General features: G+C 69.3%; 17 protein-coding genes. 11 read left to right on the top strand and 6 right to left on the bottom strand.

Translation table 11 applies throughout. The annotated features are described in order from the left end of the window. Window positions 1-104: 104 nt before the first annotated feature. Window positions 105-1,970: a bifunctional homocysteine S-methyltransferase/methylenetetrahydrofolate reductase gene (locus tag NQZ70_RS46745; protein ID WP_237244680.1), complete on the bottom strand. Its 1,866-nt coding sequence runs from the start codon at window positions 1,968-1,970 to the stop codon at window positions 105-107. Between the two features lie 92 nt (window positions 1,971-2,062). Between NQZ70_RS46745 and NQZ70_RS46740 the strand changes: the two genes are divergently transcribed. The 5 genes from NQZ70_RS46740 (at window position 2,063) to NQZ70_RS46720 (ending at window position 12,567) form a co-directional block, all read left to right on the top strand. Then, the gene (locus NQZ70_RS46740; protein ID WP_129580005.1) at window positions 2,063-2,941 is read left to right on the top strand and encodes a hypothetical protein; all 879 of its coding nucleotides are present in this window, start codon (window positions 2,063-2,065) and stop codon (window positions 2,939-2,941) included. Between the two features lie 117 nt (window positions 2,942-3,058). Beyond that, a complete protein-coding gene (locus NQZ70_RS46735; protein WP_129580004.1) occupies window positions 3,059-3,640 on the top strand; it encodes a hypothetical protein in 582 nt (193 codons plus the stop codon). Between the two features lie 64 nt (window positions 3,641-3,704). Next, a complete protein-coding gene (locus NQZ70_RS46730; RefSeq protein ID WP_165374511.1) occupies window positions 3,705-4,679 on the top strand; it encodes a phosphotransferase family protein in 975 nt (324 codons plus the stop codon). A 495-nt stretch (window positions 4,680-5,174) separates the two neighbouring features. Next, window positions 5,175-10,994, top strand: coding sequence for a calcium-binding protein (locus tag NQZ70_RS46725; protein WP_129580002.1), 5,820 nt, complete (start codon window positions 5,175-5,177; stop codon window positions 10,992-10,994). 253 nt (window positions 10,995-11,247) lie between these two features. After that, window positions 11,248-12,567 carry a calcium-binding protein gene (locus tag NQZ70_RS46720; protein WP_165374509.1) on the top strand — a complete coding sequence of 440 codons (1,320 nt, stop codon included), beginning with the start codon at window positions 11,248-11,250 and terminating at the stop codon, window positions 12,565-12,567. Between the two features lie 13 nt (window positions 12,568-12,580). Here NQZ70_RS46720 and NQZ70_RS46715 read toward each other — a convergent pair whose 3' ends face one another. After that, the gene (locus tag NQZ70_RS46715) at window positions 12,581-13,807 is read right to left on the bottom strand and encodes an aminotransferase class V-fold PLP-dependent enzyme (protein ID WP_129580000.1); all 1,227 of its coding nucleotides are present in this window, start codon (window positions 13,805-13,807) and stop codon (window positions 12,581-12,583) included. Further along, window positions 13,782-15,728: a YgiQ family radical SAM protein gene (locus tag NQZ70_RS46710; RefSeq protein ID WP_129579999.1), complete on the bottom strand. Its 1,947-nt coding sequence runs from the start codon at window positions 15,726-15,728 to the stop codon at window positions 13,782-13,784. Before NQZ70_RS46710 ends, NQZ70_RS46715 begins: the two co-directional genes overlap by 26 nt. Before the next feature lie 559 nt (window positions 15,729-16,287). Between NQZ70_RS46710 and NQZ70_RS46705 the strand changes: the two genes are divergently transcribed. Beyond that, the gene (locus NQZ70_RS46705) at window positions 16,288-17,037 is read left to right on the top strand and encodes an RNA polymerase sigma factor (protein ID WP_237244679.1); all 750 of its coding nucleotides are present in this window, start codon (window positions 16,288-16,290) and stop codon (window positions 17,035-17,037) included. A 122-nt stretch (window positions 17,038-17,159) separates the two neighbouring features. On the opposite strand, the gene NQZ70_RS46700 is transcribed toward NQZ70_RS46705, so the two are convergent. Both NQZ70_RS46700 and NQZ70_RS46695 read right to left on the bottom strand, forming a co-directional pair. Beyond that, on the bottom strand, window positions 17,160-18,023 hold the full coding sequence (locus NQZ70_RS46700) for an alpha/beta fold hydrolase (protein WP_129579998.1): 864 nt from the start codon (window positions 18,021-18,023) through the stop codon (window positions 17,160-17,162). A gap of 126 nt (window positions 18,024-18,149) precedes the next feature. After that, window positions 18,150-18,608 (bottom strand): GNAT family N-acetyltransferase, encoded by a 459-nt coding sequence (locus tag NQZ70_RS46695; protein ID WP_129579997.1) that lies wholly within the window; start codon window positions 18,606-18,608, stop codon window positions 18,150-18,152. Between the two features lie 455 nt (window positions 18,609-19,063). Here NQZ70_RS46695 and NQZ70_RS46690 point away from each other — a divergent pair, with 455 nt between their 5' ends. From NQZ70_RS46690 to NQZ70_RS46680, 3 genes are all read left to right on the top strand, one after another. Next, on the top strand, window positions 19,064-20,152 hold the full coding sequence (locus tag NQZ70_RS46690) for an AAA family ATPase (RefSeq protein WP_129579996.1): 1,089 nt from the start codon (window positions 19,064-19,066) through the stop codon (window positions 20,150-20,152). Between the two features lie 217 nt (window positions 20,153-20,369). Next, window positions 20,370-21,674 carry a sodium:proton antiporter gene (locus NQZ70_RS46685; RefSeq protein WP_129579995.1) on the top strand — a complete coding sequence of 435 codons (1,305 nt, stop codon included), beginning with the start codon at window positions 20,370-20,372 and terminating at the stop codon, window positions 21,672-21,674. Between the two features lie 121 nt (window positions 21,675-21,795). Further along, window positions 21,796-23,388 (top strand): alkaline phosphatase, encoded by a 1,593-nt coding sequence (locus NQZ70_RS46680; RefSeq protein WP_129579994.1) that lies wholly within the window; start codon window positions 21,796-21,798, stop codon window positions 23,386-23,388. 265 nt (window positions 23,389-23,653) lie between these two features. On the opposite strand, the gene NQZ70_RS46675 is transcribed toward NQZ70_RS46680, so the two are convergent. After that, window positions 23,654-24,577 (bottom strand): hypothetical protein, encoded by a 924-nt coding sequence (locus tag NQZ70_RS46675; protein WP_129579993.1) that lies wholly within the window; start codon window positions 24,575-24,577, stop codon window positions 23,654-23,656. 485 nt (window positions 24,578-25,062) lie between these two features. Here NQZ70_RS46675 and NQZ70_RS46670 point away from each other — a divergent pair, with 485 nt between their 5' ends. Together NQZ70_RS46670 and NQZ70_RS46665 are read left to right on the top strand one after the other, a co-directional pair. Next, a complete protein-coding gene (locus tag NQZ70_RS46670; protein ID WP_237244678.1) occupies window positions 25,063-25,290 on the top strand; it encodes a hypothetical protein in 228 nt (75 codons plus the stop codon). Window positions 25,291-25,414: 124 nt separating this feature from the next. Continuing rightward, window positions 25,415-25,900: a hypothetical protein gene (locus NQZ70_RS46665; RefSeq protein WP_237244677.1), complete on the top strand. Its 486-nt coding sequence runs from the start codon at window positions 25,415-25,417 to the stop codon at window positions 25,898-25,900. Window positions 25,901-25,920: the final 20 nt, after the last annotated feature.

The raw sequence follows: 25,920 nt of genomic DNA, 5'->3' as shown, positions 1-25,920 counted from the left end.
CGCGAATGAAGCCGGTACTCTAGGGGCATCTCGGCCGAGTTTCCCCGCGCCGCGCCCGGCGCTGCAAGCAAGAACGCATGCGCTCGGGCGGGCGGCCGGGCAGCTCAGCTCGCCTTGAGGCCGTCGAGCACCTCGAGCGCGAGCTCGTACCTGCCGAGCGGCGGCATCAGGTAGGCGCCCTGCACCCGGTCGCGCACCGAGAAGAGCATCTCGCGGGCGATCTTCACCCCCTCCTTGCGGGCCTCCGGGCCGGCCGGCACCTTGCGCATGCGCTCGCGGATCTCCTCCGGGATCTGCATGCCAGGGACCTCGTTGTGGAGGAACTCGGCGTTCTTGTAGCTGACGAGCGGGAGCACGCCGACGAGCACCGGCATCCCCAGGTGCTCGATGCGCCGCAGCACCTTCTCGAGGAGATCCTGGTGGAAGACCGGCTGCGTCATGATGATGTCGGCCCCCGCGGCGCGCTTGCGCTCCAGGCGCGCGAGCTCCTTGTCGAGGTCCGGGGCGCCGGGCTCGAGCCCGGTGGCGAGCAGGAACGACGTCTTGCCGCCCGGGATCGGCTTGCCGGCCGGGTCGAGGCCGCGGTTCATCGTGCTCGCCATGTGGAGCAGCCCGATCGAGTCGAGGTCGTAGACCGCCGTCGCCTCCGGGTAGTCGCCGACCTTCGGCGGATCGCCCGTGATGATGACGAGGTTCTTGATGCCGATCGCGTGGGCGCCGAGCAGGTGCGCCATCTGGCCGATGAGGTTCCGGTCGCGGCCGCAGACGTGCAGGATCGGCTCGATGCCGTAGCGCTGGACCAGGAGCGAGCAGAAGGCGAGGTTCGTCATCCGCGCGGTGGCGCGCGGGCCGTCGGCGACGTTCACGACGTCGACGCCGTTGTCGATGAGCATCTTCGCCGCGCTGAGCGCGCTCTCGGGGCTGAGGCCCGGCGCCGGGTTCACCTCGACCGAGACCACGAACTTGCCCGCCGCGATCTTCGCCGCGAGGGGGCTCCGCTCGCCGAGCGGCGTGGGCTCGCTCCCCGTGGGCGCGTCCATCGTGACGTGCGGGCGCGAGGTGACCTCGGGCACGGCGCTGCCGCGGAGCATGCGGGCCGACTTGGCCATCCACTTGACGTGCTCCGGCGTGGTGCCGCAGCAGCCGCCGATCATCGTCGCGCCCGCCTGGATCATGCGGCGGGCGAAGACGTCGAAGTACTCGGGCGTCGCCATGTAGAGCAGGCGGCCGTCGACCGTGCGGGGCAGGCCCGCGTTCGGCTGCACGCAGAGCGGGAGCCCCGCGGTCGCCATCCGCTCCGCCATGGCGAGCGACAGCTGCGGGCCGTCGCCGCAGTTGACGCCGAGCAGGTCGACGCCCAAGTCCCGCAGCGTCCGGGCGACGCGCTCCGGCTCGCTGCCGTCGGCCACGACGCCGCTCGTGTCGAACGTCATCGACGCGAGCACCGGGAGCCCCGGCGCGGCCTGCCGCGCCGCCTCGATGGCGAGCTTGATCTCGTCGAGGTGGCGAAATGTCTCGAGGACCAGGAGGTCCGCGCCCCCCTCGGCGAGCGCGCCCGCCTGCTCGGCGAAGGTGGCGGCCGCCGCGGCGAGGTCGTCGCGCTTGGCCACGCCGGGCACGAGCCCGGTCGGGCCGATCGAGCCGGCCACGTACGCGTCGCCGCCCGCGATCTCGCGCGCGATGCGCGCGCCCGCGAGGTTGAAGTTGCGCACCTCGTTGACGAGCCCGTACCGCTCGAGGCGGAACCTGTTCGCGCCGAAGGTGTTCGTCTCGATGACGTTCGCGCCCGCGGCGACGTAGTCGGCGTGGACCCGCTTCACGAGGTCGGGGCGCGTGACGTTGAGCTGCTCGAAGTTCTGCGTGACGAACACCCCGCGCTCGTAGAGCAGCGAGCCCATCGCGCCGTCGAACACGAGGATCGAGCGCCGGATCGCGTCGAGGAACGGGGCCTCTGGTCTCGTGCGGGACATGGGGCGCATCGTAGGGGCGCTCCGGCTTCTCAGGAAGGGGGGGCGCGACGCGGTTGACGTCGCGGTCAGGATCTCGGTAGGCAGATCGCGAGATGAGCACGCCCCGATGGCTTCGCGCATTCGCCCTGGCGGTCTCCGCCGCTGCTCCGCTCCTCGCCGCCTCCGCGCCGGCGCACGCCTGGGATCCGGTGGTGCACCGCTCGGACGCGGGCGTGGACCTCTACCTCTGGAGCGCCCGCGACTACGGCGCGTCGACCGCCGTCGTCCCCTTCCTCCAGTTCGAGCCGACGCCCGATCTGTTCATCAACCTGAAGTTCCCGCTGGCGCTCTCCCTGAACGGCCCGGGGGACCTCGAGGACCCGCGCGATCAGTCGCGCGCGGGGCTCGGCAACCCGACGTTCACGCTTTACTACGCGGACATGGACCGCAAGCTCACGTGGTACGCGGGCGGCCGCGCCGGTCTACCGCTCGGCGTGGTCGACGACTACGACTGGCGCTGGGCCACGGGCTACGCGTCGGCGGCGATGGCCTATTACGATCTGCACCTCTGGGCGGCCGACGTGCTCCCGATCGGCGGGCTCGGCGGGATCGAGTACCGCTTCGGGCGCTCCTTCGTGCTCAGGGCGGGCGGCGACCTCACGTTCTTCGTCCCGCTGCAGGATCGCGGTCGGCGCGGGTTCATCGACGATTCGGAGGATGTCGACGTGGTGTTCCAGGCGAAGGTCGAGCCGGAGTTCCAGAGCCGCGCTGGCTTCGGCGGCGGCGTGGCGCTCCAGACCGTGTGGGTGCCGTCGTCGATCTACAACGACCGGGGTCAGGTCTCGCTGCTGCCGTATTTCGTGTACGACAGCCAGAAGACCTTCTTCATGCGGGCCGGCGCGCTCCTCGCGCTGGACGAGCCGCTCGGGCCGGCGTTCGACCGGCGGCGGGTGGCGTCGCTGTACCTGCAGTTCGGGGGGCATCTCGACTAGCGCGCCGGGCGGCTCGACAGAGCGAGAGATGAACTCGAGGGGCACAGGTGCCGCGTCGCGTGGGACGGCGCCGCCGGCGCGCTCGCCCGGGCCCCTGGCGCTCATGGAGGCTCGAACATGACCCGTCGCCGCGCCATCGCCTGGGGCGCCGCCGCCGTCGCTCTCCTGGCGGTCGTCCTCCTCTGGAGCAAGCTCAACCGGTTTCCGCCGGACACGACGCCCGAGGGCGCCTATCTCCGCATCGCGTACAACATCGGCGCGAGCGATACGCGCGCGTGCTTCCCGTACCTCGAGGACCGGGCGCAGCACGCGGCCTACACGATCCGGGACTACCGGCGGAAGGCGTTCGAGCGGATCGAGGCGAGCTACCCGGAGCCGGAGCGCGCGCGCCTGCTCGAGCAGTACCGCGCGCACGCGATGGCCGACGACGGGGCGGACGTGTGGGTCGACATCGCCGCGAAGCAGGGGTTCGTCGCGCGCCTCCGGCGCGACCTGTCCGGCATCGCGAAGGTGGAGGTGACGGGCGAGCGGGCCACGGTCGAGACGGCGCGCGGCACGCGGTACCCGTTCCGGCGGCGGGACAACGGCATCTGGGGGCTCACGCTCTTCACGGCCGACCTCGTGGCCGAGGCCGAGCGGGCGGCGCGGGACTGGGACGTCGTGGAGAAGGCGGCGCTCGACTACGAGCGGGCGCGGTGAGCTGGGCGCCGCCGCGCCGCGATGCTCGAGGGCGAGCCGTCGGCGGCGGCAGGAGGGGGACCTCGTGGAGCTGAGCCGCGCGGACGCTTCCGCGATCGATCCAGAGGCGAGAGACGCAGCGCTGCGCGCGCTCGGCGTCGCGCGAGGCGCCTGGATCGCGAGCGGGACCGAGGCAGAGGTCTACGGTTTGACGGACGAGCGCGTCCTCAAGCTGTATCCGGATCCCGGCCGGGCCTGCGCGCTCGAGGTGCTGAGGAGGTTCTACGATTCGCTGCGCGGCGAGGGGCTGCCGTTCGCGCTTCCCCGGATCTACGACATCACGCCCGTCCGAGGGCTCCTGGCCGTGACGGAGCGCCGGATCGAGGGGAAGCCGCTCTCCGAGCTGCTCCCTGCGCTCGATGCCGGGGACGCGCTCAGGGCGCGCGAGCGGTATATCGATGCGGTCGTGGCGCTGGCGGAGCTCGAGGCACCTCACGGCGTGTCGCGATACCTCCTGCTCGACGAGTCCGGGACGAGCAGCGTGCGGGCGCAGGGTTGGTATGAGTTCGTCTACCGCCTCGCCGAGGTCAAGATCGAGCGGCACCGCGCGTCGCTGGAGGCGGACGTGGTCGATCTCCCCGCGAAGCAGGCCCGGCTCCGCGAGCTCTACCTCGGTCAGAGGTACGACGGCCCCTTGCGCGTCGTGCACGGGGACTTCTTCCCAGGGAATGTGCTGATGAGCGACGCCGAGAGGGTGGCCGGCATCATCGATTTCGGGAGCTTCACCATGTTCGGCGACCCCTTGGTCGATGTCTCCCTCGCGTGCATGTTCTTCGATATGTACGGGCCTGAGAGATCCTCGGTCCGTGACGAGCTGATCGCCGTCGCGTTGCGCAGGGTGGGCGCAGACGCAGAGGGAACGCTCTATCGATACGCGATGGCCTATGCGCTCATGTCGTGTGACCTGTACGCCGGCGCGGGCGGCTTGCGGCGGGATGGTCACTACAGGTGGGCCGTGGATCTTCTGAATACGGAGCCCTACTGGCAACGCATGGCGTAGCCTCGCGGGGCCGCAGCGCGCGCTGACCGCCGCTCACCCGTGCGGACAAGTCACCGTGCGGGATCGCGCAGGCGATCCCGAGGCGGCTGACCTGGCGGTAGAGCTCCACCACCGAGGCGCCGCCCGGCGGCCTCACCGTTCCGGCGGCGGGACAACGGCATCTGGGGGCTCACGCTGTTCACGGCGGACCTCGTGGCCGAGGCCGAGCGGGCCGCGCGGGACTGGGACGTCGTGGAGAAGGCCGCGCTCGACTACGAGCGGGGGCGGTGACGATGTCACGGTCACGATGCCACGTGACATCGTGACTGCTGTCCCGTGACATCGCCCCGCTGATGTCACGGTGCGGCCGGGGCGCCGCGGCTTTTCGTCGTGACATCACGGGAGGTCGCGCGGGCGCGAACCTGGTGCGGTTCTTGCGAACTGCCCGGCGTTCGGCTCGGAGCGACCTCGATGAAATCTATTACCAGCAAGAAACGTCTGCTTACGATCTTGGCATTGAGCTGGACGCTCGGCGTCGTGCCCGCGTCCACGGCTCATGCCCTAACTTGGGACGATATCGCGCCGAAGAGCGGCATCGTAGAGGGCAAGTGGGAAGGTCCCGCCAATTTCGAGCTCAAGTGGAGGGCGTCGGATGGGAACATCAACTTCGAGCTGACGTCGCCCAACACCGGCATCTACTCGGCCAACTACGGCACCAACCCGACCGCCATCGAGAACGGCGGGGTCTGGAACGTGCCGGGCGAGGGCAACGGCGTCGTCACCTACGGCACGAACCGCGGCATCAAGCTGGAGATCCCTGTCGGACCCAACATCGCCCTCGTCACCGAAGGGAAGATGAACGACAAGTGGGAGTATGTCCCTGAAAAGGCCGAGATCGAGTTCGCGCTCGCCCGCCCTCTCTCGACCAGCTACAAGCCGGACAAGAGCGGCGTACATCAGGTGGGCAGCCACTACGAGACCGAGGCGAAGCTCAAGTTCGTCCTGGAAGGGATACAGTCGGGCGAGCCCAACTGGGGATACGCGATCGAGACATCGATCCTCGGTCTCGAGATCATCAACGAGGAGTACGTCGGGTTCGGCAAGCGCGGCCTGCTCTTCAACGGCATGGTGGGGCAGCTCGCCGACTTCATGCGCTGGCGGCAGGACTACCTCCTGGACTTGTCTCAGGGCCGGGCGCCGAACATGAGCGACGTCGACGCCGAGCTGACGGACCTGGCGATGTTCCTCACGTTCATGAACGTCGGCGGCGACCCGCTCGCGATCGATCTCGACGACGATGGCATCGAGACCCTCGGCCTCGACGGATCGTCCTCGGTCCTCTTCGATCACGACGGCGACGGCGTCGCCACGGCCACGGGCTGGGTCGCGCCCGACGACGGCTGGATCGTGCGGGATCGCAACGGCGACGGCCGGATCAACAACGGCAACGAGCTCTTCGGCGTCAACACCGTGAAGCTCGACGGGACGATGGCGGTCGACGGCCTCGACGCCCTGTCCGATCTGGACACCGTGCGCGACGGGGTCATCGACGCCGCAGACGCCGGCTTCGGCGGGCTGCGCATCTGGCAGGACCTGAACTCGAACGGCCGGGCCGACCTCGGTGAGCTCTCGTCGCTCGCGGAGATGGGGATCTCCTCGATCGCCCTCTCGGTCACCGGGAACGTGTCGAGCTCCAATGGGAACACGTTCTCCGGGACGGCCACGTACACCCGCAGCGACGGGACGACCGGGATCGTCGCCAACCTGATCCCGGTGGAAAGCAACTTCTATGCGGAGTTCACGACCCCGGTCGAGATCTCCGCCGAGGCCAACGCCCTTCCGTACATGGGCGGCAGCGGCTTCGCGCGCCCGCTGCGCGAGGCGATGACGATCGATCCCGGGCTGCTGTCGCTGGTCAGCGAGTTCGCCGCCGAGCCGACGCGAGACGGCCAGCGGCGCAAGGTCGACGAGATCCTGGCGCGCTGGGCGCAGGCGGCGCCCGGCGGATCGCTCTATCACGAGTCGATCGCGACCAACACGCCCCTGTGGGTGCGCTTCGACCGCGTCAAGAAGCGAGATTTCGACTCGCAAGGCGGCGGCGCGGTCACGACCAGCGGCAGCACCTCGGTCAGCAGCGGCAACGTGTACGGGTCGCGGCCCGACTGGGGGGTGACCCCGCTCGTGCCGGGCGCTACGGAGGCCCAGACGCGCACGGATCTGGCCACGCTGTTCTCGTCGGAGGCGGAGCGCCTCGGCGTGAGCGGACACCCGCGATGGCTGAAGGAGGTGCTGGAGCTCAGCGACCACTTGATGGTGAACGAGTACAAGAAGCACCTGGCGCGCCTCGCCGTGGTCGAGGTGTTCAGCGGCGTCGCGAGCCGCAACTGGGATACGCTGCCGAGCGATGAGCGCGGCAAGACCGCCAACTTCAGCGTCACCAACACGTGGGGGTTCGACGCGGCGTATCGCCTGATTCACGAGCGCGTTTACGGCGCCCTCGCCGTCCAGACGCGCCTGCAGTCGTACCTCGATCTGGTCCCCGAGCCCACCGCGCCCGGGAGCCTCGACTTCTCGGCGCTGAACGCGCGCTTGCAGCTCGAGCTGGACAGCGAGTACGAGCTGGTCAAGTCCAACGACTCGTTGGCCGATCTCGTGGACCTCGTGCGCCATGCGGGGCCGTCGCTGATGCGCTTCGGCTGGGATCCTCGCCCGCTGATCGCCGGCGCCCTCGACTCGACCCTGGACGCCACGATGCATAGGGCGAGCGAGTCGCTCGGTGACGGCGGGTGCTTCTGGCAGCCCTCGGCGGAGATGGATCTATTTGCGTATTACAACGAAGCATACGTGGGGGAGCTTCAGAATCGGTACTCCTTCTTTCAGCACAGCGGGAACGCCAACCCGTACAACCGGCCCGATTCCTTCCTGGTGATGCTCGTCCCCGGAGATCTGTGCGGCCAGTTCCACTGGTTCGACTACTTCTGGGAGGGGACGATCGCAAACCCCACCAAGATGGTCCCCGCCCGCTTCGAACACCACCGCAACGGGCACGACATCGTATGGAACGCCTACCAGGCGTTGACCGGCATCGGTGATGATCTCATCTTCGTGGCGCCGACCGGCGCCCAGCACATCGACGGTGGTCCAGGCGACGACACCTACGTCGTCGGGGCGAACCATGGCGAGTTCTACCTCTCGGGCCCCGAGGTCAGCACCGACACGCTGCAATTCGTCGACGGCATCCGGAGGGAAGACGTCAAGCTCACGCGCTCGGGGAGCAACGGCCTCAACCTCACCATCGAGGTGGTGAGCGCGCCGCTGGCGACCCGTACGAAGATCATCGTCACGGGGTTCTTCGCCGGTGACGGCTCGGGCGGCTCGACGCTGGGGGAGATCGCGTTCAGCGACGGCACGTTCTGGACCGCCCGCGATGTCCGCGTGAAGGTCCTGGACAACGGCGACGCGGGCGGCTCGATTCTCGGCTATCAGACCGCGGACCTCATCGACGCGAAGGGCGGCGACGACGGGGTCTCCGGCCAGGATGGGCAGGACATCCTGATCGGCGGCGACGGCAACGACACGCTCAGCGGCGGCAATCACGGCGATTACCTGCTTGGCGGCAGCGGGAACGACAGCCTCTCCGGCGATAGCGGAGACGACGTGCTCGACGACGACGCGGGCGACGATCACTTCACCGGCGGCGACGGCGACGATCTGTTCCTCGTGGGCGGGCTTGAGGCAGGCAACGACATCGTCGATGACGTGGCGGGCGACAACCGGCTCGTGTTCGCCACGGACGTGACGCCCGAGATGATCACCGTCCGCAAGGAATACAACGACATGGTCATCCACGTCGCGGGCGAAGGCAAATCGCGACGGGTCAAGGTTCGGGCGCACTTCGACGCGTCCGACGCGCTGGGCGTGGATGTCGTGCAGATCGGCGAGCCGGCGGTCGCGGCGTGGAACAGGGAAGAGCTGAAGGGAATGGCCCTCGCCGGCACGACCGGCAACGACGTCATCACGGCATTCGAGACGTCTGACACCGTTTCGGGGGGCGCAGGAAACGACAACATCAGCGGCCGCGGCGGCGATGACAACCTGTCGGGCGGCGACGGGAACGATACGCTCGATGGCGGCGATCAGAGCGACTACCTGGACGGCGGCAACGGGGACGACACCCTCACGGGCGGCAATCATGACGACCACCTGCTCGGTGGCGCCGGGAACGACAACCTCCTGGGTCATGCAGGCGATGACGTGCTCGACGGCGGCGCGGGCAACGATCACTTCACCGGGGGCGACGGCAACGATACGCACTTCGTGGGCGGCCTGGATGGCGGCAACGATCTGGTGGACGACGCCACGGGCAGCAACCGGCTCGTGCTCGGCGCCGACGTGACCCCCGGGATGGTGCGTGTCCGCAACGCCAACCGGGATATGATCATCACGATCGCGAGCAACGGTCTGTCCCGGCAGATCACCGTCCGGGGGCACTTCCATGAGAGCGGCACGCAGGGCGTCGACACCGTGCAGATCGGCGATCCCGCCACGGTCACGTGGAACAGGGCAGATCTGCGGCTCCTGGCGCTCATCGCCTCGCCGGAAAACGACTCCATCCAGGGGTTCGCGTCGGCCGACATCGTCTCGGGAGGTGCTGGCAACGACTCGATCGCCGGTCTCGGCGGCAATGACGTCCTGGCAGGCGACGACGGCGACGACTCGATCGATGGCGGCGACGGCGACGACCAGCTCGCCGGCGGCAACGGAAACGACACGCTCGCCGGCGGCAACGGGAACGACGTTTTCGATGGCGGCGCCGGCAACGACAACATGACCGGCGGCGCCGGAGACGACGTGTTCAATGGCGGCGCCGGCAGCGACTACTTCGGTGGCGGCGACGGCAATGACACGTTCTTCGCGGGCGGGCTCGAGGGAGGCACCGATCTGATCGGCGATCTCTCTGGCAACAACCGGCTCGTGCTCGGCACCGACGTGACGCCCGAGATGGTGTCCGTCCGCAACGTCAACCGGGATTTGATCGTCACGATCGCGGCCGGCGGCACCTACCGGCAGATCAACGTCCAAATGCAATTCTCCACGGGCAACGCGTACGGCATCGATGTCATGCAGATCGGCGAGCCTGCCACGGCGACTTGGACCAGGGAGGATCTGCGGTACCTGGCCCTCGCCGGAACACCGGGGAACGACTACATCACGGGGTACGAGACGGCGGATGTCGTCTCGGGGTTTGCAGGAGACGATACGATCAGCGGCCTTGGCGGCAACGACGCGCTCCAGGGGGACGACGGCAACGACAACCTGTCGGGCGGCGACGGCGACGACATCCTCGAAGGCGGCAACGGGGACGACCAGCTCAACGGCTACCTGGGCAACGACGTCCTCGTCGGCGGGCCCGGCGACGACTCGATGAGCGGCGGGGATGGCAGCGATACGTACTATTATTCCTCGGGCCAGGACCTCATCCAGAACGCGGATATGGCCGCCGCCAGCATCGATACCGTGATCTTCGACGACAGCCTCGCGCCCAGCGACCTGGTGTTCCGGAAAGGCGGGTACAACGACCTCGTGATCAGCGTCCGCGGCCGCTCCGACACCTTGCGCGTCCCGGTGTTCCTGACGGGCAACTCGCCCTCCACGTTCACGATCGATCGGTTCCAGTTCGGCACCGCCGTCGATGCGCCGCAGCTGACGGCCGACGAGGTGGCTTACCTGATGCTCTACGGGGACGGGAACCCCATCAACGGCGATGAGCTCGCGAATACCCTCGAGGGGTTCCTCGGCGCGGACACGATCTCCGGCTTCGGCGGCAACGACACCCTGTTCGGAAGGGCGGGAGACGACACCCTGAACGGGATGGCGGGCGCCGATGACCTGTACGGCGAGGCGGGGGCTGACACGCTGAGCGGCGGCAGCGGCAACGACATGCTCCGCGGCGGCGCCGGGAGCGACAGGTACCTGTTCAGCCCCGGCGACGGCTCCGACACCATCGTTCAGTCGTCGGACGGCGTGCTCTCGGATCTCGACGTCATCGAGATCGGCGGGGAGGCGACGGTGATCGACGGGGCGTCGTTCCGCCGGGTGAACACGAGGGACATCGAGCTGCGCGTCGGGCCCGGGAGCGCTCTCGTCGTCACGATCCAGGGCTTCCTCGCCGGCGACGCCGCCGCCACGGTCAGCCTGGTCAACGAGGTCGACGAGGTCCGCTGGCCGGACCACACGCTGTGCACCAAGCAGCGGATCCGGGACGCGCTGGTCGCCAGCCCCAGCGGGACCACGCTCGACGCGCGGGCCGTGTGCGGCAGCGACATGCAGTGGTAGCGGCGCGGCGCCGGGCCGCGCCTCACATCGCGCGGCCCGGCGCCGGCGTCGCGCCGGCGAGGCCTGGGGATGTCACGGGACATGTCACGTGACATCGGGCCGCAGCGCCGTGACATCGCCTGTCCGAATGTCACGGCGCTGCGGCTCGCCGGTGGCTTTCTCCGCGAGATCGGGGCGGCCGCGCGCGCGGCGCCTGGCGCGGTCCTTGCTCGGTCCTTGCGTCGGTAGACGCCGAATCACCTTGAGGTTATCCATGATGAACGAGAGACGATTCTTTGTGATCCTGGCTTCGGTAGGGGTTCTGGGCGCCGCGTCGGCCTGTACGGCGGAGGAGGTCCCCCTGGAAGACATCCTGCCGAACGGCGGCATCGATCCAGTCACGATCGAGGCGACCGGGGTAGACCCGGAGTACAACGAGATCCAGGGCACGGCTGGCAACGACGTCCTCAACGGGACGACGGCCGATGATATCGTGTCAGGGTTGGACGGGAACGACGTCATCCATGGCCTCGGCGGGCATGACTACCTGTTCGGCGACGGCGGGGATGACGATTTGCTGGGCGACGCTGGACACGACGTCCTCGAAGGCGGGTCCGGTGACGACGACCTCCAGGGCGGCGAGGGCGATGATCACCTGAACGGAGGCAGCGGCAATGACTTCATGGACGGTGGAAACGGCAGCGATACGTACTACTTCCACCAAGGGCAGGACGTCATCTACAATGTGGACACGGACGATGACGACGTCGATACCTTGATCATCAATTACATCGCGACCTCCCCCAGCGACGTCGTGTTCCAGGAGGACATTCGGGACCTCGTGATCAGCTTCCCCGGACACCCCGATACGCTGCGCATCCTCTCGTTCTTCGGAGGCAACGGCGCCACCGGGTACACGATCGACCGGATCCGGTTCGGCAACCTGTCGAGCGCACCGCAGCTGACCGCGGACGAGGTGGCGTACATGGCGCTTTACGGGGGCGGCGCCCCGGTCGTCGGTACCAGCTTCACCGATTTCCTGGACGGGTCCACCGGGCAGGATCTGATCTCCGGGCTCGACGCCAACGACTATCTCTTCGGATACGAAGGGAACGACGGCTTGTACGGGCAGAGCGGCAACGACACGCTGTACGGTGGGCCGGGCAACGATGAGCTGGTCGGCGGCGTCGGCAACGACAAACTCTACGGCGGGACCGGGGGTGACAGTTACCTCTTCATGCCCGGGGATGGGGCGGACATCATCTATCAGCCTTCGGAGCCAGACTACGGCTCCAATTATGACTACATCCGGATCGGGGGGCCGCCGACCCTGATCGAGACGGCATCGTTCCGCATGCTGAACGACACCGACCTCGAGGTGGGCCTCGCGCCCGAGCACGGGCTGACCATCACGGTCAGAGACTTCCTGGATCCGTTCACCGGCCAGGTCGCCGAGCCCAACGAGCTGGACGACATCCGCTGGCCTGACCACACGCTGTGCAGGCCTACGAGTATCCGGAACGCGCTGATCTGGGTGCCGCAGGGAACGACGGTGAACGCGCGCACCGCGTGCGGCTCCGACATGCGGTGGTGACGGCCCGCGCGGCTCACCCCTTCCGCACCCGCGCGAGCGCCTCGTCCGTCGAGAGCAGCACCTGCTCCCACTCGTCCAGCGCGTTCGGCCAGTGCGGCGAGAAGCGCAGCACGCCGTCCGGGATCGCGCACGCGATCCCGAGGCCGGTGAGCTCGCGGTAGAGCTCCACCACCGAGGCGCCGCCCGGCGGCCTCACCCCGAGCGAGCACGCTCGCAGCGCCGGATCCGCCGGCCGGAGGCTCTCCCAGCCGCGCTCCCGGAGCGCCTCCTCGAGCGGATCGAGGAAGCGGTTCGCGTGCTCGTGGATCCGCTCGACCCCGATCTGCAGGATCAGGTCCACCGCCGCCTCGAGCCCCGCGTAGCCCGCGGCGTTGAGGTTGCCCCCCTCCACGAAGTCGGCGCGCTGCCGGATCGGCCGGTCGTACCGGAGCTTGCCCGGGCCCTGGAACAGGAAGCTCACGCCGTCCTCGTGGCTCAGCCAGCCCGCCACCGACGGCCGGAGCGCCTGCAGGCGCTCGCGGCGGATGTACAAGAAGCCCGTGCCCTCCAGCCCCATCATCCACTTGTGGCCGCCGCACGCGAGGTAATCGACCCCGGCCGCCCCGACGTCCACCGGCGTCGCGCCGACCGCCTGCACGGCGTCCACGCACAGCTCGGCGCCGTGCGCGCGGCAGAGCGCGCCGATCGCGGCGAGCGGCATCCGGAGCCCCGTCTGGAACTGCACCGCGCTCACCGCCACGAGCCGCGCGCCGCGCCGGAGCTCGTCCTCGAGCCGGGCCAGCCCCGAGCCGCTGCCGTCCGCGAAGCCGCCGAGCGGCAAGAACACGGTCTCCAGGCCGAAGAGCTCGGCCGCGCGCTGCCACGGGGTCACGTTCGCCGGGAACTCCCCCTCGAAGAGGATCACCCGGTCGCGCGGCCGCCAGGGGAAGCACAGGGCGATGTCGGTGAGCCCGCGCGTCGTGCTCTGGACCAGCGCGATGTCCTCGCCCTCTGCCCCGATCAGCCGGCCGAGCTTCTCCCGCAGGCGGAGCCGCTGCGCGCTCCACGCCGGGAACGCGGCCGCCCCCCGCGCGGCGTAGTCGTCGAGCAGCGCCATCACCGCGAGGCGCACCGGCCGCGACGGCGGCGAGATCCCCGCGTGGTTCACGTAGACGAGCGGCGCGAGGTGCGGGAACAGGCTGCGGTCGCCGAGCTTTGCGGCGAAGGCCCGATCTTTATCGATTTCGGCGGTGTGTCGCATCGGCTGGCTTCCCCCGGCGCTCGCCGCGGACCTTGGCGAGGTAGCGCGGCGGCGCGCCCTTGCCGGCCGCCGGCGGCACGAGGCAGTGCGGCTTCGTCCCGATGAGATCACCGCGGCCCGCCTTGATCAAGGCCTCCCGCGCCTCGTCGTGGTGCGCCGGGTCCCAGTAGAGCAGGAGCGCCTTCTGGAGCTTCTTCTCGCGCAGGTCCTTCGCCGTGTACACCGGCTCGCGCGTGAGCGGGTCGATCCCGGTGTGATACATGCACGCGGCCATCGACATCGGCGTCGGGATGAAGTCCTGCACCTGGCGCGGCCGCATCCCGTTCCTCTTCAGGTACACGGCGAGGTCGACCATGTCGCGGAGCGTCGAGCCGGGGTGCCCCGAGATGAAGTAGGGCACGAGGAACTGGTTCTTCCCCGCCTCCTCGCTCGCGCACCGGAACTGCTCGGCGAAGCGCTCGTAGCTCTCGATGCCCGGCTTCTTCATCTTGTCGAGCACGTCCTTCTTGCTGTGCTCGGGGGCGACCGAGAGCTGGCCGCCCGTGTGGTGCGCGGCGAGCTCCTCGATGAACTCGGGCGACCGCTCGGCGAGGTCGTAGCGCACGCCGGAGGCGATGAAGACCTTCTTGACCCCGTCCTCCTCGCGCACCGCCTTCATCAGCTGGAGCAGCGGGCCGTGGTCGGTGTTCAGGTTCTCGCAGATCTCGGGGTGGACGCACGAGAGCCGCCGGCACGCGTTCTCGATCGCCTCGTCCTTGCACCGCATCTGGTACATGTTCGCGGTCGGCCCGCCGAGGTCGCTGAGCACGCCGCGGAAGCCGTCCATGCGCCGGAGCGCCCGCACCTCGCGCAGGATGCTCTCCGCCGAGCGCGACTGGATCACCCGGCCCTCGTGCTCCGTGATCGAGCAGAACGTGCAGCCGCCGAAGCAGCCCCGCATCGTGACGACCGAGTGCTTCACCGTCTCGTACGCCGGGATCGGCGCGTCGTACGACCAGTGCGGCACCCGCGTGAACGGCAGGTCGTAGAGCGCGTCCATCTGCGCCGTCTCCAGCGGGAAGGCGGGCGGGTTGAAGTACACCGCCTCGGCGCCGTGCGGCTGGAGCAGCGGGCGCGCATTGCCTGGGTTCGTCTCGAATTGGAACGCCCGCGACATCTCCGCGAACGCGCGCCGGTCCGCCGCCACCTCCTCGTAGCTGGGGAGGATCACGGTTTTTCCGTCCGAGACGTAACGTGAGCCTTCGATGTGCTCCCATTCGCCTTTGCGCAGGGGGAGGGCGGTGCCGCGGACGTCGCGGATCGACCGGACGGGCTCGCCGCGGCGGAGGCGGTCGGCGACTTCCCAGACGGCCTTCTCGCCCATGCCGTAGATGAGCAGGTCGGCCTTGGCGTCGAGCAGGACCGAGCGGCGGACCTGGTCGGACCAGTAGTCGTAGTGGGCGATGCGGCGGAGGGACGCCTCGATGCCGCCGAGGACGATGGGGACGCCCGGGAAGGCTTGCCGGCAGAGGTTGGCGTAGACGATGGAGGCCCGGTTGGGGCGGAGGCCGACCTGTCCGCCCGGCGAGTACTGGTCCTCGCTGCGGACCTTCTTCTGGGCGGTGAGCTTGTTCAGCATCGAGTCGAGGTTGCCGGCGGTGACCCCGACCATGAGCCGGGGGACGCCCATCCGCAGCAGGTCGCTCGGGTCCTGGTAGCGGGGCTGGGAGATGATTCCGACACGGAAGCCGCGGCCTTCGAGGAAGCGGCCGATGATTGCCGCGCCGAACGCGGGGTGGTCGACGTAGGCGTCGCCGTTGACGAGCAGGATGTCGAGCGCGTCCCAGCCCCGCGCGCGCATCTCCTCCCGGGTCGTCGGCAGGAAGGCGGTGAGGTCGCGGGGGGCGGCGCCGGCGTTGCGGCGGAGCTGGAGGAGGGGCACGGCGCCGTCACCCTACGGGCCGGGGGCGCGGTCGGCAAGGGGGCGGCCCCGGCGCCGCCGGCGGGCCGGGGCGGGGCCTGGGCGGGCCGATACGGGGCTTCCGCGGCTGCGGGCGGGCCGGGTGGGGGAGGGGGCGCGGGCGCGTCTGCGGGGCGCCTGCGGGGCGGGGCGGCGCTGCGGAGCGGCGCCTGCGGGGCGCCGGGGGGGGCCGCTAGGGGGGCCTGCCGTCGAGCCCGGCAGGCGGGCGCTCGCCGCCGGGGCGCTGGAAGGCGGCGAGGGCGCGGCCGAGGCGGCGCGCCGGGGGGGCGCCGGCGGGGGCCGGTCGCATTTTCCCGGGCAAAACGCGCAAGTTGCGCGACGTCCCGCCAGCAGATCACGAATTCGGATGGCCAAGCATCGAATTTCCGGAGGCGACATGGGGGCTGGCGGGCCGGGGCGGGCGGGAGTCGCTCGGTGCAAGTCGCGCGCGATCCACAAAATAAGCGGCAAAACCCGGGGGTTTCGCGTCGAGGGGGCGGGTTCCCAAATGACTCGGAAAGAGGGTTCGTAAAACTTATATGTGGAATCTCAACCCGATGATGCCCTCCGCGCCAAACACCACAGCTTCGCTGTGGTGTACGAGGTGGGGGCTCCCTTCCTTCGCAGGACGCTCCGCAGCTATGGCGTGGACGCCGACGATCTCGAGGACGTCCTGCACGACATCCTCATGGCTGCCTACCGCCGTCTGGGGAGCTTCGACGCGAGCCGCCTGCTGCGCGCCGCCCTGGGGTTGCGCGACGACGAGGAGGTCCCCGGCGGCGAGCCGGTGCCGTTCAGCGCGGTCCTCCCCTACGTGAGCAAGCTGCGGGCGCGGCGGGCGTGGGACCCGGTGTACCGGTGGCTCTACGGGTTCGCGTGGCGGCAGCTGACGCACTACCGGCAGCGGGCGTTCCGGCGCCGCGAGAGCCCGGCGGGCCTGCAGAGCAGCGCGATCTTCGCCGGGGTCGACCAGCGCCCCCGCCTGGAGCAGCGGGTGGAAGCGACGGAGCGGGCCGAGGTGATCGACCTGCTGCTCGCGAGCCTCGTCCCGCAGCGGCGCGTCATGCTGGTGATGCACGACATGCTCGACATCCCGGTCGTGGAGATCGCCCGGGAGCTCCAGATCAACGAGAACACGGCCCAGAACCGCCTCCGGCTGGCCCGGGAGGACTTCCGGGCGGCGGTGAAGCGGCTCGCGCCCGAGCAGCGGAGCGCGCTGCGCCTCGGCGACCGGCCGTTCGCCACCGAGGCGGCGGCGCGGCGCCGGCCGGCCCCGCCGCGGCGCGAGTAGCGACGTGCTCGGGCGCGGCGGCTGCGGGGGTCCCGAGCGAGGAGGAGCCTCGCGAGGTACAACTCCGTCTACCTGCGTGTCGTTCGTCGGTCGTGCTCGTCTCTCGTCACCCGTGCTCGTCTCTAGCGCAGTCCCTCGGTGCGCCTGACGAAGGCGCTCATCAACGCGGCGCATTCGGCCGGATGGGTCTCGAGCAGGAAATGCGGACCGTCGAGGATGTGCGCCTCCATGCGCGGGAGCGCCTTCATCCAGGAGAGGGTCTCCTCGAGGCCGAAGAAGACATCGTGCCGGCCCCATATCATCAGCGCCGGGGGCTGCCAGCGCGCGAGATAATCGGCGATCTCCCCGAACCGCGCGAAATGGCTGCGATAGTCGAGTACCAGCGCGCGCTGCGTCTCGAGCCGGCCGGGGAGCGACATGATCCGCCAGTCCTCCTCCCACAGCCGGGCATCGATGCGCTCCGCGACGTCCCGGGGCACGCCGCCCACATATTGGTCGCGCGTCCCTTCGAGGGTCAGGTGCGCGGTCGCCTCAGCTTCCCGCTCCGGCGTGGGATCGTCCCAATAAGCTCTGGTCGGCGACCACTGCGGCCCCATCCCGCTCTCATGGGCATTGGCATTCTGGACGATGAGGCTGCGTATCCTGCGCGGCGCGCGCGTGGCGAGATGAAGCCCTACCGCCGCTCCAAAATCGTGGAGGTAGAGGTGGAAGGACTCGGCTCCGAGCCGCGCGAGCAATCCGTCGATGATGTCCGCGAAACGCGAGAATGAGGGCCGCTCGACCGGCTCGGAGCCTCCGAACCCCGGGAGGTCCGGAGCGATCACGAAGCAGTCCCGCGCGAGGGTGCCGATCACGCTCCGAAATGATTTCGAGGAGCTTGGAAAACCGTGGATCAGAAGAAGCGCCGGTTTCTCCCGATCGCCCGCGAGGCGGACCGCCACTTCGGTACCTTCAACCTCAAACCTCACCAGTTCCGGTTCTCTCATTGCCCCTGGCTCCTCCGGTCCCTTCAGATGCCCGACGCGCTTCACCGGCAGATTGTGACACGGCCTGCCGTGCACCCGCGCGTCGTGCAGCCGTCGCTGGATGCGACCACCAGCTCGATCGTCGACTCACATGCGCTTCACCATGGCTCGCTCGCCCACTTCGCGAGACGGACCAACGTCGATGAATCCGTGGCGGATGTACAGCGAGATGGCGCTGAGATTGTGCTCCTTCACGTCGAGGCGGAGCTCGCGTGCGCCCTGCTCGCGTGCCCACCGCAGGATCTCCTCGACCAGCGCGTCTCCGACTCCGCGGCCGCGCACCTCCGGCGCTACCCACATGCTGATCAGCTCGTAGGTGCCTTTGAAAGGCGCGCCTGTCGCCATGCCGACCGGCTCGCCGTCAATGTAGGCCACGAGGTTGTGGGAACCAGGCAGCTCCAGGCGCGCGCGCCAGCGCTCCTCGGAAGCGTTTCCCCATTCCTCGGGCGTCGAGCCGAAAGCATGGGGAGCGTCCGCGAGCGCGTGCAGCCTGACGTCGCGCCAGGTGGCCCAATCGTCAGACGTCAAGGCCCGCAAGTGGATCACGTGAATCCCTCATGTGCTGGTGGCGAGCTGCCCAAGCCGAACAACTCGGCGACTTGCATCGGTCTGTACAACGATTCGTCGATGGGTCAACCGAAGCCGCCGGACCAGGTCGATCAGACCGTCGCATTGTGAGCTGACCCACGTAGAGTCCCACGGATTGGCTCTGCGCCGCAAGGCCCAGATGCTGTCCAGCGCCATAGGGGTCGAGCTCGGCCACCTCGTCGGCGAGCTGGGGTCGCGATGGCACCAGGACGAGGACCGTCGCGAAGGGCCGGCGTCGGGGGAGACGAAGGGGAGGCGAGCTCGGCGCGGCCGCCGTTCGCTCGAGGCGATGCCGGTGACGAGGGGGCTCGACCAGGGCATCGGCTCCTCGCGACGGTTCTCGTCCCGTTGCCATCGCGACCCCTGATCGCGGCGCGGGCGGCGGGTGACCACGATAGGCTATCCTGGGCGGGATGACGGTCCAGGAGCTCCACGTCGCCGGGTATCGCTCGATCCGCGAGCTGACCCTCCCCCTCGCGCAGGTGAATATCATCGTCGGACCGAACGGCGTCGGCAAGACCAACCTCTATCGCACCATGGTGCTGCTCGGCGCCGCGGCGAGCGGGAGCTTTGCGCGCACCCTGGCCGAGGAGGGGGGCATGCCGTCTGTGCTCTGGGCCGGCCAGCGCAGCAAAGGCCCGGTGCGGATGGCGCTGCGGGTGCGGCTGGATCAGCTCGTCTACGAGCTCCAGTGCGGGCTGACGCCGCCGCCTGCGGGGCCGTTCCAGCTCGACCCGGACATCAAGGAAGAGAACCTCTGGCTGCTCGACAAGCGCCGCCGCCTGCCGATGCTGGAGCGGGCCGCGGGCTCGGCCTTCGCGCGCGACGTGGACGGCCACCGCGTGACCTTTCCCTTCTCGCTCTGGGGCTCGGAGTCGGTGCTGTCGCAGGTGGTGGAGCCGCACCGCTTTCCGTTGCTCTCGGTGGTGCGGCAAAAGCTGATGAACTTCCGGTTCTATCACCACTTCCGCACCGACTCCGGCGCCCCGTTGCGGGTCGAGCAGGTCGGGGTGCGGACGCCGGTGCTCAGCACCGATGGCCACGATCTCGCCGCGGCGCTGGCGACGATCCTCGATATCGGCGACAGGGGCGCCTTGCGGGATGCCGTCTCCAGCGCGTTCCCGGGCGCGACGCTCGAGGTCTCGTCGACGCAGGGGCGGTTCCGCGTCGAGCTCGCGTTGCCAGGGATGTCGCGGCCGCTCGACGCCCGCGAGTTCTCGGACGGCACGGCGCGCTATCTCTGTCTCCTGGCGGCGCTCTTGAGCCCGAGGCCTCCGCTGCTCTTGGCGCTGAACGAGCCGGAGACGAGCCTGCATCCGGATCTGCTCGGGCCGCTCGGGGATCTCCTTGTGCACGCGGCATCCCGGAGTCAGCTGTGGATCACGACGCACTCGCGCCCGCTGGCAGAGCGGATCCGGAAGGCGACGCCCTGCCGGGTCATCGAGCTTGGCAAGAGAGGTGGAGAGACGGTGCTGGCAGGCGGCGCGGCGGAGGAGGAATGACGCCCTGCGCCGGGGAGCAGAGCCTGCGGCACATCGGCGGAGGCAGCTGCTCGGCAGCCGTTCGGACAGCCCGACGCAGGTCCCGCGGTCGAGGCTTGACATTTTGAATCAGCTTGGATTTTCTTCCCCCTCGGATATATTTTGACGTCCAACATTTTGTCCGGACTGCGCCGCGTCTCGCTCGAGCCGACGCGCGTAGGTCTGTAAGCCTGGGAGCATGGATCTATTCCAAGTCTCGGCAGCGTTGCTCTCGCTCACCGCGATCTTCAGCTTCTTCAACCATCGGTTCCTCAGGCTACCGACCACGATCGGGTTGATGCTGATCGCGATGACGACGTCCCTCGTCATGGTGGCCATCGGAGAGCTGTTTCCGGCGGTAGAGGCCGAGGCGAAGGAGCACCTCTCGGGCATCGATTTCAACAAGACGTTGATGCAGGGGATGCTCGGCTTCCTGCTGTTTGCCGCCGCGTTGCACGTCAACCTGGCGGATCTGAAGAAGCAGCGGGTCGTCATCGGCGTCCTGGCCACCGGGGGTGTGCTCATGTCCACCGTGCTGGTGGGCGGCATGACCTACGCCCTCATGACGCTGATGGGCGTGCACATCCGGCCGGTTTACTGCTTGCTCTTCGGCGCGCTCATCTCCCCCACCGATCCCATCGCGGTGCTCGGGGTCCTCAAGCACGTGGGGGCGCCGAAGGAGCTCGAGATGAAGATCGCCGGGGAGTCGCTCTTCAACGACGGCGTGGCGGTGGTGGCGTTCATCGGGCTCCTGGAGATCGCGTCGGGGACGTCGGGCCTCGATCTGCAGCGGCTCTCGCTGCTGTTCGTCCAGGAGGCGATCGGCGGCGTGCTGTACGGCCTCGCGCTCGGCTTCGTGACGCTCGCCATGCTGCGAAAGGTCGACGACTACAAGGTCGAGGTCTTGCTCTCGCTGGCGACCGCGGCGGGCGGCTACGCCCTGGCGTACGCGCTCCATGTCTCCGGCCCCATCGCCATGGTGGTGGCCGGGCTCTTCATCGGGAACGAGGCGCGCGCCGGCGCCATGAGCGAGAAGACCCGCGAGCACCTGGACGACTTCTGGGAGCTGATGGACGAGATCCTGAACGCGGTGCTGTTCGTCTTGATCGGCCTCGAGCTCTTGATCGTCGCCTTCGACGCCCAGTCGTTGCTCGCGGGGCTCCTCGCGTTTCCGGTCGTGCTGCTCGCGCGGTTCATCGCGGTCGCGCTGCCGGTCAGCCTCATGAAGAGGCGCAGGGTCTTCACCCCGGGGGCGATCCGCATCCTCACCTGGGGCGGCCTGCGCGGCGGCGTCTCGGTGGCCCTCGCGCTCTCGATCCCCGGGAAGCTCGCGGATGGCACGCTCGTTCCGGAGCGCGAGATGGTGCTGACCATCACCTATGTCGTGGTCGTCGTCTCCATCGTGGTGCAGGGCCTGACCATCGGCCCCTTGCTGCGCCGGACGATCGCCGCCGCCGCTGCCGCCGAGCCGGAGGAGGCGCCGATCGCCGTCGGCGGTGGCTAGCTAGCCGGCGGATCACGAAGCGCGGAGCGACCCACCGCCGGTGCGTTTACATGGGCCCACGCGCATGGTGTCATGACGGCGACGGGCCGCTCCCCAGGGCGACCCCTGGAAGGAGGCTCTCGTGGCCGAGCTGTTCCCGGGCCGCGGGGCGGAGCGCCGGTTGCCCCGCTTCGCAGGGATCTGGACGACGACGTTCGGGACGCTGACCATCACGCAGAGCGGCAGCGCTGTCCGCGGCACGTACACGCACAAGGGGGGCCGCGTCGAGGGCGAGCTCGAGGACGGCGTGGTCCGGGGCCGGTGGTTCGAGCCCGAGCACGGCAAGGAGGGCTCGTTCGAGCTCACCATCGATGACAGCGACAATACGTTCGGTGGCTCGTGGAAATACGCGGGCTCGGCGGGCTGGGACGGGCCATGGAACGGCGTGCGGCTCGAGCTCCCCTCCGAGGCGGAGGGCGGCAATCCGGGCGGATGGAACAGCTATCCGGAAGGCCCGCTCCTCGCCGGCCCGATGGTCGGCGAGGTCTCCGAGACGGAGGCGCGCATCTGGATCCAGGCGAGGGACACCTCCCCGCTCTCGATCTCGTTGTTCTCCGACGATGGCGAGGAGATCGGCGCCGCGCTCTCGCCCGAGCGAGCCGAGTGGCTCTGCGCCGCCTTCCACGTCACGGGCCTGCGCCCTGGCCAGCGCTACCGCTACGAGATCTCGAGCGAGAACGGCCGCACCGATCGCCATGAGCTCCGCACCGCGCCCGAGGCGGGCGCGCGCTGGCTCAAGATCGCCTACGGCTCGTGCTTCTGGGACTATTCGAACGCGCGGCTCACCATCTTCGACGCCATCGCGCGCGAGGGCGCCGACGTCTTCTTGATGATCGGCGACACGTCCTACTGCGCCGAGCTCGACGCCCGCTCCGAGCACACGCTGATGCTCACGCACCTCCGGAATCGCAATAACGATGCGATCCGGAGGCTCTTGGCCGAGGTCCCTGTGCTCGGCATCTGGGACGACCACGACTTCGGCCCGAACGACGCGGACGGCCGCTACGAGGGCAAGGACACCTCGCTGCGCGCGTTTCAGCGCTGCTGGGCGCAGGCCCGCTTCGGGCTGCCCGACGTCCCCGGGGTCTTCTCCTCCGTCCGGATGGGCCCCGCCGAGATCTTCCTCCCGGACTCGCGCTACCACAAGCGCGTCTCCGGGGCGGAGATCCTCGGTCGCGCCCAGCTCGATTGGCTGCTCACAGGCCTCGGCGAGAGCGCCGCGCCCGTGAAGATCATCGCCTCGCCCACGCAGGTGCTCCCCGAGCACCCCGTCAAAAACGGCTGGGACAGCTTCCGCACCGACGCGCCCGGCGAGCTCGAAGAGATCCTCTCTTTCATCGAATCAAACGACATCCAGGGTGTGGTCTTCGTGAGCGGCGACCTCCACATGGCGAACCTCATCCACGTGCCCGGGCGCGACGTCGGCGGGCGCGCGGGGCCCGAGTTTTGGGAGCTCACGTCGAGCCCCCTCGCGAACGCGCCCTGGAACGAGCCTCAGGTGGGGAGGGGCATCGATCGATATCTCATCAGCGAGGTGTTCGACCGCACGAACTACGGCGTCGTAGACATCGATCTCGACCGGACCGGCGAGGAGATCGCGCTTGTCCTGAAGGGTGAGCACGGCGAGACGTTGCTTCGGCAGCCGATTGCGCTCGCGGATCTGCGCGCACGCTGAGCCCGGCCTTGACCCCCGGAGCCGTTCTCCCTCCCAGGGATGGAGCGCAGGGGCGATGAGGGTGAACGACTGGAGAACATCACGCGCCCGCCGCGATCGCATCCTGGAGGCGCGGGAGCTCGGGCTTGAAGGGGCGCGGCGCGGCGGCCGTCTCCTTTCGCTCGGATCCCCTGGATTGGGTGTGGGCCTTCCGTCAGGCCCCTCTCACCGCGTGAGCGGCGGCCAGTGTGCGGGAAGTGGGCAGCTCCGCAGAGCGAGCCTCGAGCTAGAACGCCCGGAGGTCCGGAGAGGCGAGCATGGCGACGATCGTGGCGGTGGCGAGCGCGAGCGACGCGATGACCGAGAAACAGCTCGCCGCCCAGACGCGCCCGGGGAGAGCTGGGTCCCATTCGCCCCGCGCATCCGGCCGCGGGGCGGAGGCGAAGTCGCAGTTCGCCAGGCCGTCGCCCGTCTCGGGATCGGCGAGCACGACGCCGCGGAACGATGGCCCCGTACGCACCGTGACGTGCGTGATGTGTCCGCGCGGGGTCTGCACCGCGAGCGTCGCTGCCGAGCCGAGGCCCGAGTACGGGCGCAGCGTGATGTCCCAGCCGTTCGTCCAGAGCACGGGCCAGTTCCTGAGCCGCACGCCCGAGTACGCTTCGCTCTTCTGGAGCACGGTGCCGACCTCGCCGCGCGCGAGGAGCCGCAAGCGCTTCCTCGCGACCACCAGCGACACGACCCAGAGCGCGACGAGGAACGCGGCCATCGCTGCGGCGCCCGCGAGCGGCCCGGCGTACCACGGGAGGAGCAGGAACGGCGCGATCAGCATCGTGAAGGGAGGAAACAGGGCGATCTTGAAGAAGGACCATGCCCCGCGGGACAGCTCCGCGAAGACGTACGCGGCAGGCACGGCGCGCGGCCCCGGCCGGAGCGGCGCGACAGCGCGAGAGCGCTCGGCAAGCACCGACTCCATCGCGCGGAGGGCCTCGCCGAGACGAGCGGCTTCTCCGGCGTAGTACGCGCGCTGGCCCTGGAGGAGCTCCACGGAGGCCGGCATCCCCACCGCGGCGGGCGGCGGCGTGTACGTGGCGAGCGGAATCGGAGCCACCCCGCCTTCCACGAGGCGCGCATTGAGGGCCGCGACACGCGCCACAACCTGCACGAGCGCGGCGTAGCTCTCGAGCACCTGCGCCTCGGCCGTTCGCACGAGGGCCGCATCGTCGGATCCACGATACATCGTCCAGCTTGAATATCGGGCGAGAGCGCCTGCCGCAAGAGCTCGGTTGGTACCATCGTCACCGCCGCCGGTGCGCTTCGCGCCGTGTCCGGTGCGGAGCGTGTCGCCAAGCGGCGTCGAGGAGCGCAAGCGCCGCTACCGCGCGACGTGCGAGGCCCTTCGACGCGAGGTGCCGCGGACCTTGGCCGGCCTGGCGCGCGCGATGGCTACGGGCGACCGGTCCGGCCGGACGCTCCGAAGCACAGGCGGCGGTCGCCGCGCAGGCAGCTGCGCGGATCCCATCGGCGGCGCTGGCCGCTCTCGTGCTTGTTCCGACGCAGGTAGAAGCCTCCGAGCTGAGCGCCGGTGTGAGCCTCGGATGGGTCCAGGCCGGTACCGTTCCGCGCCTCGCGGTGGGGCCGCACGCGAGCATAGCGTGGCCCATCCAGCGAGACATCCTGTTCGCGGTGCACGACATGTGCACGCTCCTACTCCTGACCCAGGAGGACGGGCCCGGGGTCTACAACCAGACCTCGGTTGACATCGGGTACGCGTGGGAGGACGGCAACGTCAACGCGGGGCCATCGGTCGCGTTCTACGCCTTGCCGGCCTGCGGCATCACCTTCGGCCTCGTCGGTGGCTTGGCCGTAGGCGGCCACGCGCAGACCAACGCGTACGTTGTCGGACCGCTGGGGTGTCCGTGAGCGTCAAGTGGATTGGGTCGGTCGGGGCAGTCTGGTGCTCCCGAGCTACGTGTCCGTCGTCGTTGTTGCTGGACCTGTGCTTCGATGACTGCTCGACGTCGTTTACCGATTTTACCGGCGAGGCGTGCGTAACACCGATCGCATCTACGCGCCTCCGGGCGAGCCCGTTTACAAGGACACGGAGGAGCACCGCCGCCTGGTGGAAGCTGCAAACCGCGGGCGAGCGGAGTACCCAAGGTGGAACGCCATGATCGACAGGCTGGGGGATCGATACGGCCTCCAAAACGAGTTGCTCCACCTGTTGTCCGGGGGGGCCGACCCGGCGTACTCGGCTCGCGTCTGGCTCACCGACGAAACGGCGCTCAGCTTCCACGTGTCCCTGCTCGGGCCATACTACGGGACCCACCTGCCCGGTATCCCCGAGGAAGAGCCGGCGGCGCGCGAGGTCACCCGGGAGATCGAGGCAACGTACCCCGGCTACCAGCCGATCCCGCCGGAGCTAGGGAACGAGGTGGTGCCGGATGTGGCGATGAACGTGGTGTTGATGGGCGAGGCGACGATCTACATGTGCCTCTTCTCGGAGGTGTGGACTTGGGTCGAGCCGGGATAGCCCTTCCCCGGTGTCCGCCG

Source organism: Sorangium sp. So ce836, from assembly GCF_028553905.1.
Lineage (GTDB): Bacteria > Myxococcota_A > Polyangia > Polyangiales > Polyangiaceae > Sorangium > Sorangium cellulosum_D.
This window is presented reverse-complemented; position numbering and strand designations above follow the sequence as displayed.